The organism is Streptomyces tanashiensis (assembly GCF_014648895.1).
GTDB classification, from domain to species: Bacteria; Actinomycetota; Actinomycetes; order Streptomycetales; family Streptomycetaceae; genus Streptomyces; species Streptomyces tanashiensis.
This window is the reverse complement of the sequence record NZ_BMRZ01000029.1, coordinates 17,643-36,081: the sequence shown is the minus strand read 5'-3', so window position 1 is coordinate 36,081 and position 18,439 is coordinate 17,643. Positions and strand designations below refer to the sequence as shown.

The following is an 18,439-nucleotide window of genomic DNA, read 5'->3' as shown; positions in this document are numbered from 1 at the left end:
CAGATCTACGAGGGCACCAACCAGGTCCAGCGCATCGTCATGGCCCGCAACCTCCCGTAGCGGAGCACGCGGAAGGGGCGCCCTCCACCGGGGAGGGCGCCCCTTTCCGTCGTCCGGTCAGCGGTCGGACTCGACGGTGACCTTCTCGTCGTTCTTGATCTGCTCGACGAGCTGCTTCACCTTCGGCATGTCCCACTTCAGGGAGTTCTGCGGGGCGGAACCGGCGAGCGGCATGTTCATGGACTTGCCGTCGCCGCCGCTGATGCCCTTCATCGCGAAGAACATCTTCCCGAGGTCGTACAGCGACATGTCCTTGTCCACGATCAGCGTGTCCAGACCGGCGCCGAGCGTCGGGTACAGCGCGAACGGGTTGAGGATCGTGCCCGGCGTCGCCGCCTGGTTCGCGAGCGCGGAGAGGAACTTCTGCTGGTTCTTCGTCCGCTGGAGGTCCGACTGCGCGAAGGCGTACCGGGTACGGACGAAGGCCAGCGCCTGCTCGCCGTTGAGGGTCTGCGTGCCCGCCTGGAAGTCGGCGCCGGACTTCTTGTCCTTGAAGCCCTTGTCGATGTTCAGCTCGACGCCGCCGAGCGCGTCCACGATGTTCGCGAAGCCGGCGAAGCCGATCTCCGCGTAGTGGTCGATGTGCAGGCCGGTGTTGTACTCGACGGTCCGCACGAGGAGTTCGGGGCCGTCCATCGCGTAGGCCGCGTTCAGCTTGGAGCCGCCGCGGGCCGGGTACGCCTTGCCCGACTCGGAGCCGACGAAGTTCGGGATCGTCACCCAGGAGTCACGCGGCAGCGAGACCATCGTGTTCCCGCTGGAGCAGGCCGCGAGGATCATCATCGAGTCGGTCCGCTTGCCCTCGGCGGAGCCGGTGTGAAGCTTCTTCTTGTCCTCGGCGGTCATGCCCTCGCGGCTGTCGGAGCCGACGATCAGGTACGTCGTGCAGTCGCCCTCCTCCGGCCGCTCGATGACCTTGGAGAGATCGACCTCGTTGCGCATCTGCGAGCTGGCCCAGGCGTACGTGCCGATGCCCCAGGCGAGGACGCCGACGACCAGCACGATCGAGCCGATCTTGATCCGCTTGCGCCAGTTCGGCGCGGGCCGGCCGGGCCCCTGGGGCGCGTACTGCGGAGGAACGCCGCCCCGGCCGCCGCCTCCCTGCGGGCCGCCTCCCTGCGGGGCGCCGCCGTAGACCTGGCCACTGCTGTAACCGGAGTCGTACCCCTGGTTCTGCGCCTGCGTGAAGTTCGGGTTGTAACCCTGGCCGTGGCCCTGCTGGGAACGCGGCGGCTGCTGCGGAACCTGCGGGCGCTGCACATGGCTCATCCGGCGGGGTCCCTCGGGCTGGGAGTTCGCGTTGCCGCGGCCGTATCCGCCGTCATCGGGCCAGTCATTCATACGGACCAGTGTGCCGGGCAGGCCTTTCCGGGCGACAGCCCGGGTAGAAGATCGGACCGGTGCTGTTGCCAAGCTGATGCAAACCGGACCGAACGGCGACGGCGACAGGACCCGGCATATGGTGGAGGGCATGACAGATCAGGGCGATATCCCGGGCAAGCCCACCTCCGCCTCCCGCACCACCCTCAGCCACATCATGACCAGCCACGACACCAACCTCCTGGGGACGGTGCACGGCGGCGTGATCATGAAGCTCGTCGACGACGCGGCGGGCGCCGTCGCGGGCCGCCACTCGGGCGGCCCCGCGGTCACGGCCTCCATGGACGAGATGGCCTTCCTGGAGCCGGTACGGGTCGGGGACCTGCTCCATGTGAAGGCCCAGGTCAACTGGACCGGACGGTCCTCCATGGAGGTCGGCGTACGGGTCATGGCCGAGCGCTGGAACGAGTCCACGCCCGCCACCCAGGTCGGCTCCGCCTACCTCGTCTTCGCGGCCGTCGACGCGGAGGGCAAGCCCCGCCCGGTCCCCCAGGTCGTCCCGGAGACCGAGCAGGACAAGCGCCGCAACCAGGAAGCCCAGATCCGCCGCACCCACCGCCTGGCCCGCCGTCAGGCCATCAAGGAACTACGGGAACGCCGGGCGGCCGAGGGCTACGAGGACTGAGACGGTCACGGACACACCACCTTGTCCCCGGTGACCGCCTCGAACGGCTGCTCCGCGGACTCCGCCCGCACCGGAGTGACCCCCCTGTAGTCGCTCCCCACCGTGACCCGCAGCGTCCCGCCCCGCTCCGGGACCGCCCGCAGCTCCGCCCCCGGCAGGGCGGCCGCCAACGACTTGGCGGACCGGTCCCAGCGCGGGTCGTACTCCACGAGGGTGCGCTTCCGGGCGGAACCGGTCTTCGGCGTACGCGTCGTGTCGAAGCCGGTCGCGCGCAGCGCGTCGTCCGCCCTGCGGCCGAGGCCGTCGGTCCGGGTCCCGTTGTAGACCTGCACGCGGATCGTCCGCGGCGCGACGTCCACGACGACCGCCCGCGGCGTCCTCCCCTTCCCCGAGCTCGTGTCGTTCCGCGCGGCGGGGGTGAGCGGCTGGTCGTCCCGCAGGGACTGGAAGAGCTTCTGGGCCTTGGCCGCGTCCCACTTCACGGTCGAGCCGATGCCCTTCACGGGGAAGCTCATGTCCCCGATCGGCACGGACACGAACTCGGACGAGGCCGGGGTGAAGCCGTGCATCGCCTTGGCGAGGGCCAGCAGCTGATCCGTACCGAAGTCCTCGTCGGCCCGCACGGAGCCCAGCATCGTCGTCGCGACCTCACGGAAGCGCACCGGGTTCAGCAGCACCCCGCCGTTCGTCAGGCGGTCGATCAGCGCGGCCAGGAACCGCTGCTGCCGCTGCATCCGGCCGATGTCGGCGGCCCCGTCGATGTGCCGGGAGCGCACGTACTGCAGGGCCTGGCCGCCGTCCAGCTCATGGGTGCCGGGGGTCAGGTCGAGCCCGGTGTACGCGTCCTTCAGGGACCGCGTCGTACAGATCTGCACCCCGCCGACCGCGTCCACGGTCCGCATGAAGCTGGTGAAGTCGACCTCCAGGTAGTGGTCGATCTTCACGCCGGTCATGGACTCGACGGTCCGCACGGTCAGACCGGGCCCGCCCTCGGCGTAGGCGGCGTTCAGCTTCACCGGATGCGCCCGGTGCCTCCTGCCGGTGGTCAGGTCGGTGTGCTCGGGCATCTCCGCGTACGAGTCACGGGGCAGGCTGACGACGCTCGCCCGCTCCCGGCCCTCCGAGATGTGCACGAGCATCACCGTGTCGGTGCAGTGGCAGGGCGCGCCGCCGAGCCGGTACTTCGCCCTCTCCTCGGCCGTGATCCGGTCCCGGCCGTCGGTGCCGACGACCAGCACGTTCATCCCGTTCCCGGCCTGCGGCCGGTTCTTCATGTCCTTGAAGGGGTCGACCCGGGTGATCCCGGTGTCGAGGCCGGTCACCACGGCGTGCCCGATCCCGCCGGCCGCGAGGACCGTCACCGAGAGCGCCGTCGCCATCCGCATCCCCCACCGGGGGCGCCTCCGCCGCCGGCGGACCGGTGCGCGACGGGCGGCGGGCCGGGGACGGGGCGTGCGGGGCGGTGTGGGCACGGACGGACACCTCCGCGGGTGTGACAGGGGGAACCGTGAGCACGGTAGGCCCATACGATCAGCGCAACCGCGCACCACCCGCTCGGCGCGCACCGGTGTCCCCCGTTCGCGGTAACGTGGCGGCCGATGAACGCCACGCCCCCCGTCTCCGTGATCATGCCGGTCCTCAACGAGGAGCGGTATCTGCGCACCTCGGTGCGTCACATCCTGGAGCAGGAGTACGACGGCGAGATGGAGGTGGTGATCGCCCTCGGTCCGTCCACGGACCGCACGGACGAGATCGCCGCCGAGCTCGTCCGCGAAACCGCTTCGGACCGGCGCCGCGTCCACACGGTGCCGAACCCCACCGGCCGTACCCCCGCCGCGCTCAACGCGGCGATCCAGGCCTCCCGCCACCCGATCGTGGTACGCGTCGACGGTCACGGCATGCTCTCCCCGAACTACATCGCCACCGCGGTCCGGCTCCTGGAGGAGACCGGCGCGCAGAACGTCGGCGGCGTGATGCACGCCGAGGGCGAGAACGCCTGGGAGGACGCGGTCGCGGCCGCCATGACCTCGAAGATCGGCGTGGGCAACGCCGCCTTCCACACGGGCGGCGAGGCGGGCCCCGCGGAGACCGTGTACCTGGGTGTCTTCCGGCGCGAGGCCCTGGAGCGGCAGGGCGGGTACAACGTGGAGTTCGTCCGCGCCCAGGACTGGGAGCTGAACTTCCGCATCCGCGAGGCCGGCGGTCTGATCTGGTTCTCGCCGGAGCTCCGCGTCCAGTACCGCCCGCGGCCCTCGGTGAAGGCCCTCGCGAAGCAGTACAAGGACTACGGCCGCTGGCGCCACGTGGTGGCCCGCTACCACCAGGGCTCGATCAACCTGCGCTACCTGGCCCCGCCGACCGCCGTCTGCGTGATCGCCGCCGGTCTCGTCGTGGGCGCGGTCCTCACCCCGCTCGGCTTCGTGATCCCGGCCGGCTACCTCGCCGCGATCACCGTCGGCTCGGTCCCGGCGGGCAAGGGCCTCCCGCTCAAGGCCCGCCTGCAGATCCCGGTGGCCCTCGCGACCATGCACATGTCCTGGGGCTACGGCTTCCTCACCAGCCCCCGCTCGCTCGCGAAGAGAGTCATCGCGAGCCGCCGCCCGGCGGTGAGGGCGGGCGAGACCGAGACGGTCTGACACGCTCCGAAGACGGCGACGGCCGGGTCCCTTCCGGGGCCCGGCCGTCGCCGTCGTGTCGGGGGAGTGCCGTCAGCTCTTCCCGTCCCAGCGGTAGACGGAGTAGACGTCCATGCAGGTCGCCTTGTCGTCGGCGCCGTCGGGCAGGTCGCCCGCGACGGTCTTCGGCTTCTTGTAGGCGGTGCCCTCGCGCCAGTCGGATCCGACGACGAGGGTGATGCCCTGCGCTTCGGCGTCCGCGCGGACGGCCGAGTCGGGCAGGCCGAGCGCCTTGGCCACGGACTGCGCGTTCGCCTTGCCCTGGTCCCCGTCGGCCTTCGGGTAGGTGATCAGGGTGTCCTTGCGGGGCTCGGCCTCCTTGGAGGAGTCGGCCTGCGTGAAGCCCTTGCCCTGGAGGGCCTCGGCGATCGTGCGGGCCCGGCCCTCGGTGGGGGACCCGCCGTCGCCCGCGGTGCCGTTGACGACCGTCACGGCGAAGGAACCGGGCGCGTCGGCGGGCGTCTTCGGCTTCGAGGAGGCCGCCGGCTTCGGCTTGGCACCGGCCTTGTCGCCGTTCTTGTCGAGGGCGACGTCGTCACGGAGCATCGACCACATCTTGTCCGCGGAGGACGGCACCAGCTGCAGCCACTCCTTGGGGCGCGCCGGGTATTCGGTCGTGGGGACCGTGGCCGTCGTGAGGCGGTCGAGCTTGACGTTCTTGAGCTGCATCGACAGATCGAAGAGCTTCGCCACCGTCTTCAGCTCGTCGGAGACCTGGAGGGCGCTCGTGGCCGTCTCGGCCAGACCCATGAGCCGCCCGGTGTCGGTCCAGGCGTTCTGGCCCTGGAGCTTCTTCATCATGCCGTTCATGTACATGTGCTGGGCCTTGGCGCGGTTCTGGTCGCTGCCGAAGGCGTGCCGGGTGCGCAGCCACTGGAGGGCCTGCTCGCCCTTCACCTCGTGGGTGCCCTGAGGCATCTTCAGGCCGGAGCCGCCCTTCACCACCGCGTTCGACTTGTCCCACACGCCGGTCTTCACACAGACCGGGACGCCGCCGACCTCGTCCGCCATCGCCACCACACCGGCGAAGTCGACCATCAGCCAGTGGTCGATGTAGACCCCGGTGAGGGTCTCCCACGTGGTGAGGGTGCAGCCCGGTCCGCCGCGCTGGAGCGACTCGTTGATGGGCCGGTTGTCGGTGGCCGCGTACTTGGTGCCGTCCTTGTCCTCGCACTTGGGGATGTGGACGACCGTGTCGCGCGGGATGGAGATGATCGAGGCGTTCTGCCGGTCCGCCGAGACGTGCAGCAGCATCTGCACGTCGGCGAGGGGCTTCCGGTCCCGGTCGTTCTTGCCGCCGCCGAGGGCGATGTTCTTGTCGTCCGCACGGCTGTCGGAGCCGATCAGGAGGATGTTCAGCGGGGTGTCGCCGAGCGCGTTCGGCGGGGCCTTCTTCACGCCGCTCTCGCCGCCCGCGCGGCCACCGCTGCGGATGTTGCCGTTCAGGTGCTCGTAGTACAGGTATCCGGCGCCGGCCGTGCCGAGTATCAGCAGCGACAGGGTGATCGCCACCCAGCGCAGGGCCTTGCGCTTGCCGGTCTTCTTGGCGCGCCGGCGCGCGGCGGCGCGCCCGCCCGCTCCCGTGCCGCCACCGCGCCGGCGCTCGGCACGGCTCGGCGCCGAAGAGGCGTCCGCCTCCTCCTCGGGAGCGTCGTCCTTCGCGCCGGTCGCCTCGCCGGCGCCGTACAGGTCGTCGTCCCAGCCCAGTTCACGGGCGCGCGGAACGCTTTTTCGCGTTCCCTCCCCACGCACGCTGCTCTGTCCCACCCCAGGTCCCCTCGTCAGTCAGAACTACGTCAAGTCCCGGTGCGTCCGGGTCACTTGGCGCACACCTGCTTGTCAGCTGCTACCTTCTCCAGATCCTTCGGCGCCTTTGCCGGTCCGGTGACGGGCACCCCCGCGCCCTTGAAGTCGGCACCGAGGACGAGCGTCATGGGCTCGCGCTCCCCGGCGTCCTGCGTGCCCGGCTGGAGAGCCGTGGCCGGCAGACCCATCATGTCCGCGAGCTTGCGGGCCTGATCGGCCTGGTTCGGTGCGTAGGTGAGCGTGGTCTTCGCCGCCTTCTCGGGGGCGTTGCTCTTGTTGGTGGAGCGGTTCACACCCTGGTCGTTCTGCAGCCAGTTGATGGTCGACTGGGCCGCGCCCCGGATGCCGCTGCCGTTGTAGACGTCGACGCGCACCTCGGCGGCGGTGGACCGCGTGCCCTTGAGGAGCGCGGCCTGCGCGTTCTTGGCGTCCTGCTGCTTCTTCTTCACCTCGGTGAGCGAGGTGTCGGACTGGAGCATCGCGTACAGCTGCGGCGCCTTGACCGGGTCCGGGACGACCGTCGCCCTGATCTTCTCGGCGGGGTTGTCGATGACCGGCAGCGTCGTGAACGCGATGTTCTTGGTGTCGATCGACGACAGTTCGCCGGCCAGGCCCTGGAGCTTGGTGAGCGAGCCTATGCCCGAGTCGACGGTGAGGGCGCTCGTCGCCGCGTTGGCGAGGTCGAGGAGCTTGCCCGGGTCCGTGAGCGTGTCGTCCGACTTCATCTGGCGGATCATCGAACTCAGGAACTGCTGCTGGACCTTGATGCGGTCCAGGTCGCTCTCGTTGCCGAAGCTGTGCCGGGTGCGGACGAAGGCGAGGGCCTGCTCGCCCTGGATGACGGACTCGCCGGCGGGGAGCTTCAGATGCGACTTCGGGTCGTTCACGGCCTTCTCGACGCAGACCTTCACGCCGCCGACCGCGGTCGTCATCTCCTTGACGGCGTTGAAGTCGGCCATCATGAAGTGGTCGACCGCCACGCCGGTCAGTTCCTCGACCGTACGCATGACACAGCCGGGGTCGCGGCCGTTCTGGCCGAGGCTCACGTTGAAGCGGACGTCCGTCTCGGCGGGGATCGTCTTGATGGTCCCGTCGGACTGGCGCGTCTCGCACTCGGGGATGTCCGTCTTCATGTCGCGCGGGATGGAGAGCGCCGTGGCGTTCGTCCGGTCCTTGGAGACGTGGAAGAGGATCGTGGTGTCGGCGTGGCCGGGGCTGTTCTTGTCGCCGTAGCCCGCGTTGCCCTCGCCGGTCCGCTTGTCGGTGCCGATGACGAGGATGTTGAAGGCCTTGCCCTTGGCGAACCCGGCGTCGGTGTTCTTGCCGACGACGTCGACGACGTCGAGGTTGTTGTTGAGCTTGTTGTAGAGGGCGTACGCGCCGGCGGCACCGCCCACGAGTACGAACGCCATCGTGCCGCCGGTCCACAGGAGGACCTTCTTCTTGCGGCTCGTGCCCTGCTTGCGCTTGCGGCGGCGCTGCGGCGGGACCTGGCCGCCGCCGGCCTCCTCGGGCGCGCGACGGCGCCGCTGGCCGGGGACGGGCGTCTCGGCCGGCGCGGAGGCGGGTGCCGGCGTGGGTGCGGCGGAGGCGGATCTGCGGGGACGGGACGGGGCCTGCGTCCGCGGCTGCCCAGCGGAGCGGTCCAGTCGCAGTTCGTAGTTGCCGGTCTGCGGGTTGAGGACCCACTGGTCGGCGGGGTCGATCTCGTCCGCCCGTCCACGGCTGTGCGCGTCCACGGTTACTCGAGTCCTCCGTCGGTGCCACGCGAGGCGCCTCCCCCACAGGGCGCCGCTCTCTCGGTCGTTCGATCCTTGGATAGTGCGACCACGCGGTCGGGGTGCACCGGATCGCGTCACACTATCCGCCCAGTTCAGCGTGGGGCGACGTCCGTGACAAATTCCACGCCCCTTACAACCGGGCAATTTGCTCAAACCTCATCGCTCCCCACGCTCCCCTTGGCATGCGCTTTACTCACACACCCCTTCCGCCGCGTTGCGTCCCGTGAAGGTCGGCGTGGTGGAGGGTCCCGGCGACTCCGCGTCGTCCGGCTTCCCGTCCCCGCTCCGACCCCCGTCCTCCTTGTCGCTCTCGGGCGTCACCAGAACGGGCTTGTCCTCGCGCAGTTGCCTGAAGAGCTCACTCGCCGCGGGTTGCACCAGTTCATCCCGGTTCGCGTCGTATCGGTAGGACCGGCGGGGCACGGTGAGGAACTGCACCTTCTCCGTCGGGATGGCCCGCATGCTCCGCGCCAGGTCGTACAGGTCCCGCAGCGAGTCGAGCCCCGGGTCCGTGGTGATCGCCTTCGTGGCCGCGTCCAGGACCGGGTAGAGCTTGGTCGGGTTGAGCAGCACCCCGTCGCTCTGCACCTTGTTGACGAGCGCGCCGAGGAACTGCTGCTGGCGGTCCATGCGTTCCGTGTCGCTCCCGTTCCCGAGCGACTTGCGGGCCCGTACGAAACCGAGGGCCTGCTCCCCGTGGAGCGTCTGGCGGCCCGCGGGCAGCTTCAGCTTGGCGTCCGGGTCGTTCACGGGCTCCTTGAGGCAGACCTCCACCCCGTCCACGGCGTCCACCATCTTCTTGAAGCCCCGGAAGTCGATCACCATGTGGTGGTCGATCCTGATCCCGGTCAGCTTCTCGACGGTACGGATCGTGCACGCCGTGCCGCCGAACTCGAAGGCCCAGTTGAACTGCGCGAACTGCTCCCGGGTGCGGGTCCCGTCCGCCTTGCGGCAGCTCGGGATCGTCACCATCAGGTCGCGGGGGAGCGAGACGGCCGTCGCGCTCGACTTCCCCGCCTCCAGGTGCAGCAGGATCGTCGTGTCGGAGCGCTGGGTGCCCTTGTCCCTGCCGTACTTGCGGTTGCCCTCGCCGGCCCGGGTGTCCGAGCCGATGAGCAGGATGTTCCGGGCGGCCGAGGTGCCCGCGGGCGGGCGTTCCTTCTCGTACTTCTCCAGCTCGGCGGCGGCGGTGGTGTCCGTGGTGATGTTGTCGTCGAGCTTCCGGTAGAGCCACCAGCCGACCCCGGCGGCGGCCAGCACGACGACCGCGCAGCCGAGGGCCGTCCAGCGCAGCCAGTGGCGCCGGCGCGGTTCCTCCTCCGCTGCCGGGGGATCCGGTTCGGCGGGCGTGCCTGCACGGTCCGTCACGTCTGCGTCCGTCCTTCATGGCGTCGGCGGCGCGCCGGGCGTCCGCCGGTCACAGAAGGAGACGGCCGAACCCGACGCATGGTTGTGCGGAGGAGGCGACTCCCCCCGGGGCCGATCATGTACCGGAGGAGGCGTGAGGACCCGGGAACTCGGCGCGGCACTGGTCCTACCGGGTGAAGCGGTGGTGGGGGTGGGCCTGCGCCGAGGTGGGTGGGGGTGCCGGTGGGGGGTGTCGAGCCCGTGCCGGGCGGGTGCGGGTGGTCTTCCGCGGGTGCCGGGCGGGTGCGGGTGGTCTTCCGCGGGTGGAGGGCCGGTGCGGGTGGTCCTCCGCGGGTGGAGGGTGGCCGGAGTCCCTCGCGGGCTGGACCTCAGAGCGCGGTGTGCGTGACCCGCTCGCTCTCGACGCGCTTCTCCAGGCCCTCCGGGCTCAGGGCGTCCAGGTTCCGGCACAGGACGACGGAGCCGCCGGCCGCGAGGGGGGCGTACAGGCCGGACGAGAGCCCCTGCCAGTCCCCGTAGCCGAACCCCGACAGCAGGCGGGAGCCGGGGGCGAGGCCGAGTGCCGCCGCGTCCGCCCGGGCCCGCTCGACGAGCTCGGCGCCACTGCGTTCCGTACCGTCGACGACGAGCGCCGGAGCCTCCGGATCGACCGGTACGAACGGGGCGAACCGGTCGCCCTGGCTCGGCACCTCGACCGCGTAGTCCGCGTATCCGGCGGGCGCGGCCGGGAAGCGGCGGCCCAGCGGGGCCAGGGAGAGCGCGATCCGCTCCCCGGAGCAGGCGAGCCCCGCCTCCAGGGTGTCCGGCCCCGCCACCACGACGTCCGCGCCCGAGGGGTCGCCGCCGATCTCCGCGACCACGCCGACGGACGAACAGGCGAGCAGCCAGACGGCGCTCTGCCAGTGCGCGGGCAGCAGCAGCGCGAGCCGGTCGCCGGGCTCGGCGGACAGTTCGCCCTGGAGCAGGTTCGCCGTCTTGGCCACCCAATTGGCGAAGGTGGCGACGGACAATTCCACGCGCTCACCGGTGGCGTCGTCGTAGAAGGTGACCAAGGGGCGGGCGGGGTCCGCGGCGAGCACGGATCGCAGCAGGTCGGCGGGGGTGCGGTCGCTGGCGTTCACGCCGGACAGCGTACGCGGGCGGGTGCTCGGGAGTCCGCCGTACCGGTGACGCCGTCCTCCGGTCGGACCGACGGCCCGTCAGTTTCCGGGCGGGTTCCCGACGCGCGGAACGGCCCGGAGATACGCACGATCGGCCCATGCGTGCCTCACTCGCCTCCTCGATCGCCGTCACCTGCGCGGCGGTACTCGCCCTGCCGGTCTCCCTCACCGAGCCGGCGGCGGCCTCGGCGCCACCCGCGGCCGCCTCCGCCCTGCCACCCGCGCCCGAACTGCCGGGCTCCACCCAGTCGCTGCCCCTCGAACCGCTCGGCGCCGCCACCCGCGCCCTCGGCGGGACGACGGCCTCCGGCGAGCAAGGGCTCACCCGACGCGACGTCAGACCCTTCTCGCTCGTCGGCGTCGTCTGGGACGACCCCACGGCCCCGCTGCACGGCACCGTGCAGGTCCGCACCCGGTCCACCGGTGACAGTGCCTGGTCCGCGTGGCAGGACGTGGAGACCCACAACGAGGAACACGGTGCCGACCCCGACACGAAGGAGGGCTCCGCCCGGGCGCTCCGCGGCTCCACGGCCCCGCTGTGGGTGGGCGACTCGGACGGCGTCGAGATCCGCGTACGGGGGGAGGAGACGCTCCCGGCGGGCCTGCGGCTCGAACTGGTGGCCCCGGGAGAGGACCCGGGACAGGACCCGGGACAGGACCCGGGTCAGGATCAGAGTCGGGGCGGGGCGGCCGAGCCCGAGGCCCCCGCCCCGCACACCCGCAGCGCGACGACTCCGGCCGCCCCGGCCGGCCTGAGCGCGGCCCAGGCGGCCGCGAGCGCGGTGAACGCCCAGCTCGCCCCGTACGGCGCGGCCTGGATCCCGGCCCTCTCGAAGGAGGAGACCGAGCTCACGGTCCGGAACCTGCCGCAGACGGAAGCGGCGGAAGCGGCGGAAGGGGCGGAAGCGGCGGGGCAGGCGGCACCGGCCGCCGCCGCGGCGAAGCCGTACATCGGCCCCCAGCCCAAGATCATCACCCGGAAGGGCTGGGGTGCGGACGAGAGCATCCGGGAGAAGGGCTTCGTCTACACGAGCACCATCAAGGCGGCCTTCGTCCACCACAGCGCCACCGGCAACAACTACACCTGCAGCAAGGCCCCCTCCGTCCTGCGCAGCATCTACCGCTACCACGTCCTGAGCAGCGGCTGGCGTGACTTCGGCTACAACTTCGCCGTCGACAAGTGCGGAAACATCTACGAGGGCCGGGCCGGCGGCGTGGCCAAGCCGGTCCTCGGCGCCCACACCCTCGGCTTCAACACCAACAGCATGGGCATCGCCGTCCTCGGCACCTTCACCAAGAGCAACCCGCCGGCCGCCGTCGTGACCGCCGTCGCCCGCCTGACGGCCTGGAAACTCGGGCTCCACGGGGTGAACCCCAAGGGCACGTCGTACCTCATCTCAGGTGGCGGAAACCTGTACAAGAAGGGCACGAAGGTGCGCTTCAACTCCATCGCAGGACACCGCGACGGATTCGCCACGGAATGTCCCGGCGGACGCCTGTACGGCAAGCTCGGCACGGCCCGCACGAGCTCGGCCAAGTACCAGGGAAGGCCCTGATGGGGGCGCGGATGGGGGCAGGGAGGCAACCATCTGCATAAACTGACCGGTCATATCGCACGGACGACCGAGACGGGCGAGCCGGCCGGCCCCGAACAGGAAGCAGAGACGACAAGGTGACAGAAGCGATCCTCCTGGTCGGTGGCAAGGGCACACGGCTGCGACCCCTCACGGTCAACACGCCCAAGCCCATGGTCCCGGCGGCGGGCGTCCCCTTCCTGACCCATCAGCTGGCCCGGGCCCGCGCCGCCGGCGTGGAGCACATCGTGCTCGCCACCTCCTACCTGGCCGAGGTCTTCGAGCCCCACTTCGGTGACGGCTCGGACCTCGGCCTGAGCCTGGAGTACGTCACCGAGGAGGAGCCCCTCGGCACCGGCGGCGCGATACGCAACGTCGCCTCGCGACTGCACTCGGGCCCCGACGAGCCGGTCCTCATCTTCAACGGGGACATCCTCACGGGCCTGGACATCCAGGCCCTCGTCTCGACCCACTCCTCCTCCGGCGCGGACGTCTCGCTCCACCTCACCCGGGTCGAGGACCCGCGCGCCTTCGGCCTGGTCCCCACGGACGCCACCGGGCGCGTCACGGCCTTCCTGGAGAAGCCGCAGACGCCCGAGGAGATCGTCACCGACCAGATCAACGCGGGCGCGTACGTCTTCAAGCGCTCCGTGATCGACTCGATCCCGACCGGCCGCCCGGTCTCGGTCGAGCGCGAGACCTTCCCGGAGCTCCTCTCCGCCGGAGCGCACCTCCAGGGCATGGTCGACTCCACGTACTGGCTGGACCTCGGCACCCCGCAGGCCTTCGTCCGCGGCTCCGCCGACCTCGTCCTGGGCCGCGCGCCCTCCCCGGCCGTCCCGGGCCGCTGCGGCGACCGCCTGGTCCTGCCGTCGGCGCGCGTCGCCCCGGACGCCAAGCTGACCGGCGGCACGGTCGTCGGCGCGGACGCGGTCGTCGGCGAGGGCGCCCGCGTCACGGGCTCCGTGCTCCTCGCGGGCGCGGTCGTCGAACCGGGCGCGTTGATCACGGACTCCCTGATCGGCGCGGGAGCCCGCATCGGCGCCCGTACGGTCGTCAGCGGCGCGGTCATCGGCGACGGCGCGCGGGTGGGCCCGGACAACGAGCTCCGCGAGGGCGTCCGCGTCTGGTGCGACACCACCCTCCCCGCAGGCGCGGTCCGCTTCTCCTCGGACCAGTAACCCGCCGCCGTTGTGGGCAGGCGTTCCTCCCCCAGACTTCGTCCGGGAGGTGCCCCCAGGGCGGAACGGGTGGGCACAACGGAACGGCGCCCTTGCCGGCGCCAGAGGCTCCGAGCCTGAACCCGCACCACACGCACCGAGCCATGAGGTGCGGGTCAGGGCACATGGGGCGGAGGCGCAGCCAAGGGCCCCGCCCGCACAGGCCGCCCGGCTAGGCTCGTAGGCATGGCCGGCCGCTTCGCACCCAGACCCACCCGCACCACAGTCCGCGGCGGCCACGTCCCCGTCCCCCGCTCCCTCGACACCGCGCAGGACCTGGATCTGGGCCTCACCCTCGGACCCCTCCGCCGCGGCCCCGCCGACCCCACCTTCCGGGCGACCCCGGACGGCTCGGTCTGGCGGACCGGCCGCACCCCGGACGGCGCCGGCACCCTCCGCGTGCGGATCGACGGGGGACGGGCCGCGGCCGAGGCCTGGGGCCCGGGCGCGGACTGGCTCCTGGACCGCCTGCCGGCCCTCCTCGGCGCCGAGGACGACCCGGCCGCCTTCGTCCCCCGCCACAAGCTGCTCCTGGCGACGCACCGTCGCCGCCCGGGTCTGCGCCTCACCCGCACCGGCCTGGTCCTGGAGTCGCTGATCCCGTCGGTCCTGGAGCAGAAGGTCACGACGAACGAGGCCTACGGTTCCTGGCGCGTCCTCGTACGGAAGTTCGGCGAACCGGCACCCGGTCCGGCCCCCGAGGGCATGTACGTGATGCCCGACGCCCGCACCTGGACGCAGATCCCGTCCTGGGAGTGGCACCGCGCGAACGTGGACGGCAAGCGGTCGGCCACGATCGTGCGCGCGGCCAGGGTGGCGGCCCGCCTGGAGGAGGCCGCGGAGATGGACGGCCCGGCCGCCCGCCGGCGCCTGGAGCTGATCCCGGGCATCGGCCCCTGGACGAGCGCCGAGACGATCCAGCGCAGCAACGGCGCCCCGGACGAGGTCACCACCGGCGACCTCCATCTGCCGGGCATCGTCGGCTGGGCGCTCGCGGGCGACCGTACGACGGACGACGACGCGATGCTGGAGCTGCTGGCCCCGTACGCCGGCCAGCGGCACCGCGCGGCCCGCCTGATCCTCCTCAGCGGCCGCGTACCGCCCCGCAGGGCTCCCCGTATGACACCGGGAGACATCGCGGGGCTCTGACCGCGCGCCTACCTGACCTCGACGAACTCCGAGGCCGTCCGCGCCGGGCGGTCCTTCGGCGGGGCCGCCGGGTGTCCGATGGCGACCGCGCCCATGGGGTCCCAGTCGTCCGGCAGCCCGAGGACGTCCCGTACGACGTCCCGGCAGAACATCGTCGAGGACACCCAGGCCGAGCCGAGCCGCTCGCCCGCGAGCGCCACGAGGAAGTTCTGCACGCCCGCGCCGGTCGCCACCACGAACATCTCGCGCTCGGCGGCGTCCCGGCGCGGGTCGCCGTAGTGGTGGGAGCCGTCCATGACGAGGCAGGGCACCGCCAGGTAGGGGGCCTGGCGCAGGACGTCCCCGCGCCGGATCCGCTTCGCGACGGACTCCTCGGACTTCCCGTCCCGCCGCAGGTCCGCGATCCACGCGTCGCGCATGGCGTCGAGCAGCCGCGTCCGCGACTCCGCCGACTCCAGGAGTACGAACCGCCACGGCGTGGTGTGGTGCGGCGCCGGGGCCGTCACGGCGGCGGCGACCGCGCGCCGGACCGCCCCCGGGTCGACCGGCTCCTCGGTGAACTCCCGTACGGTCCTGCGCAGCGTCACCGCCTCCCGCACGGCCTCCGAGGTCCCGAGCCGGAACATGTCGTCGGCGGCGCCGCGCACCAGCGCCCGCGCCCCCGGCTCCTCGTCCCCGGCGACCACGTGCGGCAGGCCCCGGACGACGGCGACGGGGAGCCCGGCCGCCTTGCCCTTCACCAGGTCTCCGGCGGCGGCGAGTTCGTCGGCGGTGGCGACCACGGTCGCGCTCAGCGGATTGCCGTGCGCGTCGGTGCCGCCGCGCAGGTCGTCGAGGACCCGCACTCCGGCCGCCCCGATCGCCACGTCGGTGAGCCCGCTGCGCCAGGGCCGCCCGAAGGTGTCCGTGACGACGACGCCGACGTCGACGCCGAGCGCCTCGCGCAGCCCCGAACGGATCCGCCGCGCCGAGGCGTCGGGGTCCTCGGGCAGCAACAGCACGGTCCCGGAGGGGGTGTTGGAGGCGTCGACGCCGGCGGCGGCCATGACGAGCCCCTGCCGGTTCTCGACGATCCGCAGGGTGCCGCGCCGCGCCACGACGCGTACCGTCTCGGCGTCTATGGCCTCCTCGCGGTCGTCGGCCGCGACGACCCGGCCCTCGGCCTTGCTGACGATCTTCGAGGTGACGAGCAGCACGTCCCCGTCCGCCAGCTCCGGCGACACGGAGGCGATCAGCTTGGCCAGGTCGTCACCGGCCGCCACCTCGGGCAGCCCGGCCAGCGCCCAGACCCGGTAGGCGGGCACGTGCGAGCCTTCGGAGCCGGCCGGGTCCCCGTACGCGGGCGCGTGCGAGGCCTCGGAGCCGCCCGGGCCCCCGTACGCGGATGCGTGCGAGCCCTCGGAGCCGTCCGGGCCCCCGTACGCGGGCGCGTGCGAGGTCTCGGAGCCGGCCGCTCCGGCCCTGCCGCCCGCGCCGCCCGGGTGCGAAGCCGTCACCCCCGGACCTCCTCGGCCAGCGCCAGCGCCTCGCGCGCCATCGCGGCCGTCGCGTCCACGTCCGTCATCATCAGCGGGACCGCGCGGCAGGCGATCCCCGCCGCCTCGACCTCCGCGACCGCGCCCGCGTCCACGGTGTCCACGAGCCAGCCGCCGACGAGCTCGGCGCCGTAGTGGAGGGCCACCGCCGCCGCCGTGGACTCCACGCCCACGGCCGCGAGCACCTTGTCGGCCATGCCGCGCACGGGCGCGTCGCCGACGATGGGGGAGAGGCCGACGACCGGTGCCCCGGCCGCGACGACCGCCTCGCGGATCCCGGGCACGGCCAGGATCGTCCCGACGCTCACCACGGGGTTGGACGGCGGGAAGAGGATGACGTCCGCCTCGGCGATCGCCTCCAGGACGCCCGGCGCCGGCTTGGCGGCCTCCGCGCCGACCGGCACGACGGCCTTCGCGTCGACGGAGGCGCGCAGCTTCACCCAGTACTCCTGGAAGTGCACGGCGCGCTGCTCGCCGTCGACCTCGATCGCCACGTGCGTCTCGACGCGGTCGTCGGACATGGGGAGGAGGCGGACGCCGGGCTGCCAGCGGGCGCACAGCGCCTCGGTGACGGCGCTCAGCGGGTAGCCCGCGCCGAGCATCTGCGTACGGACGATGTGGGTGGCGAAGTCCCGGTCGCCGAGGCCGAACCACTCGGGTCCGACGCCGTACGCCGCGAGCTCCTCCTTGACGGCGAAGGACTCGTCCGTACGTCCCCAGCCCTGCTCCTCGTTGATGCCACCGCCGAGGGTGTACATCACCGTGTCCAGGTCGGGGCAGACCTTCAGCCCGAAGAGATGGATGTCGTCACCGGTGTTGCCGATGACCGTGATCTCCGCGTCCGGCGCGGCCTGCTTGAGGCCGCGAAGGAAACGGGCACCACCGATGCCGCCGGCCAGAACCACAATGCGCATGCGGACAGTCTGTCAGCCGAGGGCTGATCGTATGAGGGGTGGTGGCCGGGAGACGGGCGGGCCTGTCAGGCGACGACGACCTGGGGCGCGGCCGGGGCGCACTGGGCCTGGAGCGATTCGTGCATCGACTCGTGCATCGGCATCTCGGTCAGGCCCGGGAAGTAGACGTGCAGGCTGACGGCCGGTTCGAGGGAGTCGTTGACGACCTCGTGGACGTATCCCGGCGCGAAGACGCGCTGGGCGCCGCCGTCGAGCGTGCGGACGCCCCGGTCCGTACGCTCCGTCAGCTCGCCCTCCAGGACGGTCAGCACGCCGGAGGAGAGGCCGTGGTCGTGGAGCCCGCTGCCCTGTCCGGGCACCCAGGAGAGCAGCCACACCTCGTAGCCGGGGCCGGTGCGCAGGCGGTGGTACCAGCGGGTGGTGGCGTCGTACTCGACGTACGGGGCCCACTGGGAGCGGTCGTCGGCGATGGAGCGCGCGAGGCCGGCGAACTCGGCCACGGTGACGGGGTGGGCGCGCTCGGGCTGCAGGAGGTGCGGGACCTCGAGGATGTCGCCGGCGATCTGAAGGTCGCTGTCCATGTTCATGGGATGGGGAGGTTCCTCAGCAGAAACAGAAGCGGTGGGGGGTCACGGAAGAGAGGTGACACGGGTGACGCGGGGTGACGCTGGGAGAGGTGGCTGGAGCTCTACGGCATCAACAGCTGGGACAGCAACAGCAACAGCGCGCCTGGACAGCGCGGCGGAACCCACGGCTGTGGGTCGCGGAGGGCGCTGCGGTCGCTGGCATGCCACCAAAGGTGGCCGGAGGGGCACCCGACTGTCAACTCAATGCCCGATTTGGGGGTAATGTTTCACCTCATCCGGTTACCGTGCCCGGAGAAAGGTTTGTTCAGGCGCGGACCAGGAGAGATGGCGCTTCGACCGCGCCCGTAAACATGGAAGGGCGTGATCGGACTGTGATCCGGATCGCTTCCATGGCCCGATCGCAACAAGATCCAAGTTCCGGACGTCCTCCTCTGTGAAGGAGGCGCGGCGCGGTCAGGCCGACGGCATGTGTCACGTTTTTTGGTGATTTGAACACTTTCCGCATAGGCTTGGTTCCGCAGAGTGAATACGGGGCCCAATAGCAGATCTCGGCTTGACTCGCACAGAGCACGAACTTGTAATTTCACTCGTGTCGTTCGGCCGGG

The 18,439-nt window shown here is 71.8% G+C and carries 14 protein-coding genes; 5 read left to right on the top strand and 9 right to left on the bottom strand.

What is annotated here, in order from left to right; genetic code table 11:
* Nucleotides 1–117 precede the first annotated feature (117 nt).
* Complete coding sequence (locus IE237_RS39380; protein WP_189807024.1) at nucleotides 118–1,401, bottom strand: LCP family protein; 1,284 nt, start codon at nucleotides 1,399–1,401, stop codon at nucleotides 118–120.
* Between the two features lie 130 nt (nucleotides 1,402–1,531).
* On the opposite strand from IE237_RS39380, the gene IE237_RS39375 reads away from it, so the two are divergent.
* On the top strand, nucleotides 1,532–2,065 hold the full coding sequence (locus IE237_RS39375) for an acyl-CoA thioesterase (protein ID WP_229844125.1): 534 nt from the start codon (nucleotides 1,532–1,534) through the stop codon (nucleotides 2,063–2,065).
* Nucleotides 2,066–2,070: 5 nt separating this feature from the next.
* Here IE237_RS39375 and IE237_RS39370 read toward each other — a convergent pair whose 3' ends face one another.
* A complete protein-coding gene (locus IE237_RS39370; protein ID WP_440862303.1) occupies nucleotides 2,071–3,591 on the bottom strand; it encodes an LCP family protein in 1,521 nt (506 codons plus the stop codon).
* 72 nt (nucleotides 3,592–3,663) lie between these two features.
* Between IE237_RS39370 and IE237_RS39365 the strand changes: the two genes are divergently transcribed.
* On the top strand, nucleotides 3,664–4,701 hold the full coding sequence (locus IE237_RS39365; protein ID WP_189807021.1) for a glycosyltransferase family 2 protein: 1,038 nt from the start codon (nucleotides 3,664–3,666) through the stop codon (nucleotides 4,699–4,701).
* Between the two features lie 72 nt (nucleotides 4,702–4,773).
* Here IE237_RS39365 and IE237_RS39360 read toward each other — a convergent pair whose 3' ends face one another.
* From IE237_RS39360 to IE237_RS39345, 4 genes are all read right to left on the bottom strand, one after another.
* On the bottom strand, nucleotides 4,774–6,507 hold the full coding sequence (locus IE237_RS39360) for an LCP family protein (protein ID WP_229844122.1): 1,734 nt from the start codon (nucleotides 6,505–6,507) through the stop codon (nucleotides 4,774–4,776).
* Between the two features lie 50 nt (nucleotides 6,508–6,557).
* Nucleotides 6,558–8,285: an LCP family protein gene (locus IE237_RS39355; RefSeq protein ID WP_189807020.1), complete on the bottom strand. Its 1,728-nt coding sequence runs from the start codon at nucleotides 8,283–8,285 to the stop codon at nucleotides 6,558–6,560.
* A gap of 231 nt (nucleotides 8,286–8,516) precedes the next feature.
* A complete protein-coding gene (locus IE237_RS39350) occupies nucleotides 8,517–9,695 on the bottom strand; it encodes an LCP family protein (RefSeq protein WP_189807019.1) in 1,179 nt (392 codons plus the stop codon).
* A gap of 368 nt (nucleotides 9,696–10,063) precedes the next feature.
* Nucleotides 10,064–10,816, bottom strand: coding sequence for a TIGR03089 family protein (locus IE237_RS39345; RefSeq protein ID WP_189807018.1), 753 nt, complete (start codon nucleotides 10,814–10,816; stop codon nucleotides 10,064–10,066).
* Nucleotides 10,817–10,953: 137 nt separating this feature from the next.
* Between IE237_RS39345 and IE237_RS39340 the strand changes: the two genes are divergently transcribed.
* From IE237_RS39340 to IE237_RS39330, 3 genes are all read left to right on the top strand, one after another.
* Nucleotides 10,954–12,411, top strand: a complete 1,458-nt coding sequence (locus tag IE237_RS39340) for a peptidoglycan recognition protein family protein (protein ID WP_189807017.1) — start codon at nucleotides 10,954–10,956, stop codon at nucleotides 12,409–12,411.
* 116 nt (nucleotides 12,412–12,527) lie between these two features.
* Nucleotides 12,528–13,610 (top strand): mannose-1-phosphate guanylyltransferase, encoded by a 1,083-nt coding sequence (gene manB, locus IE237_RS39335; protein WP_189807016.1) that lies wholly within the window; start codon nucleotides 12,528–12,530, stop codon nucleotides 13,608–13,610.
* A gap of 225 nt (nucleotides 13,611–13,835) precedes the next feature.
* A complete protein-coding gene (locus IE237_RS39330) occupies nucleotides 13,836–14,798 on the top strand; it encodes a DNA-3-methyladenine glycosylase family protein (RefSeq protein ID WP_189807015.1) in 963 nt (320 codons plus the stop codon).
* 8 nt (nucleotides 14,799–14,806) lie between these two features.
* Here IE237_RS39330 and IE237_RS39325 read toward each other — a convergent pair whose 3' ends face one another.
* The 3 genes from IE237_RS39325 to IE237_RS39315 form a co-directional block, all read right to left on the bottom strand.
* Nucleotides 14,807–16,102: a coenzyme F420-0:L-glutamate ligase gene (locus tag IE237_RS39325; RefSeq protein WP_189807027.1), complete on the bottom strand. Its 1,296-nt coding sequence runs from the start codon at nucleotides 16,100–16,102 to the stop codon at nucleotides 14,807–14,809.
* 188 nt (nucleotides 16,103–16,290) lie between these two features.
* Nucleotides 16,291–17,247: a 2-phospho-L-lactate transferase gene (gene cofD / locus IE237_RS39320; protein ID WP_189807014.1), complete on the bottom strand. Its 957-nt coding sequence runs from the start codon at nucleotides 17,245–17,247 to the stop codon at nucleotides 16,291–16,293.
* Nucleotides 17,248–17,312: 65 nt separating this feature from the next.
* Nucleotides 17,313–17,834, bottom strand: coding sequence for a cysteine dioxygenase (locus IE237_RS39315; protein ID WP_189807013.1), 522 nt, complete (start codon nucleotides 17,832–17,834; stop codon nucleotides 17,313–17,315).
* Nucleotides 17,835–18,439: the final 605 nt, after the last annotated feature.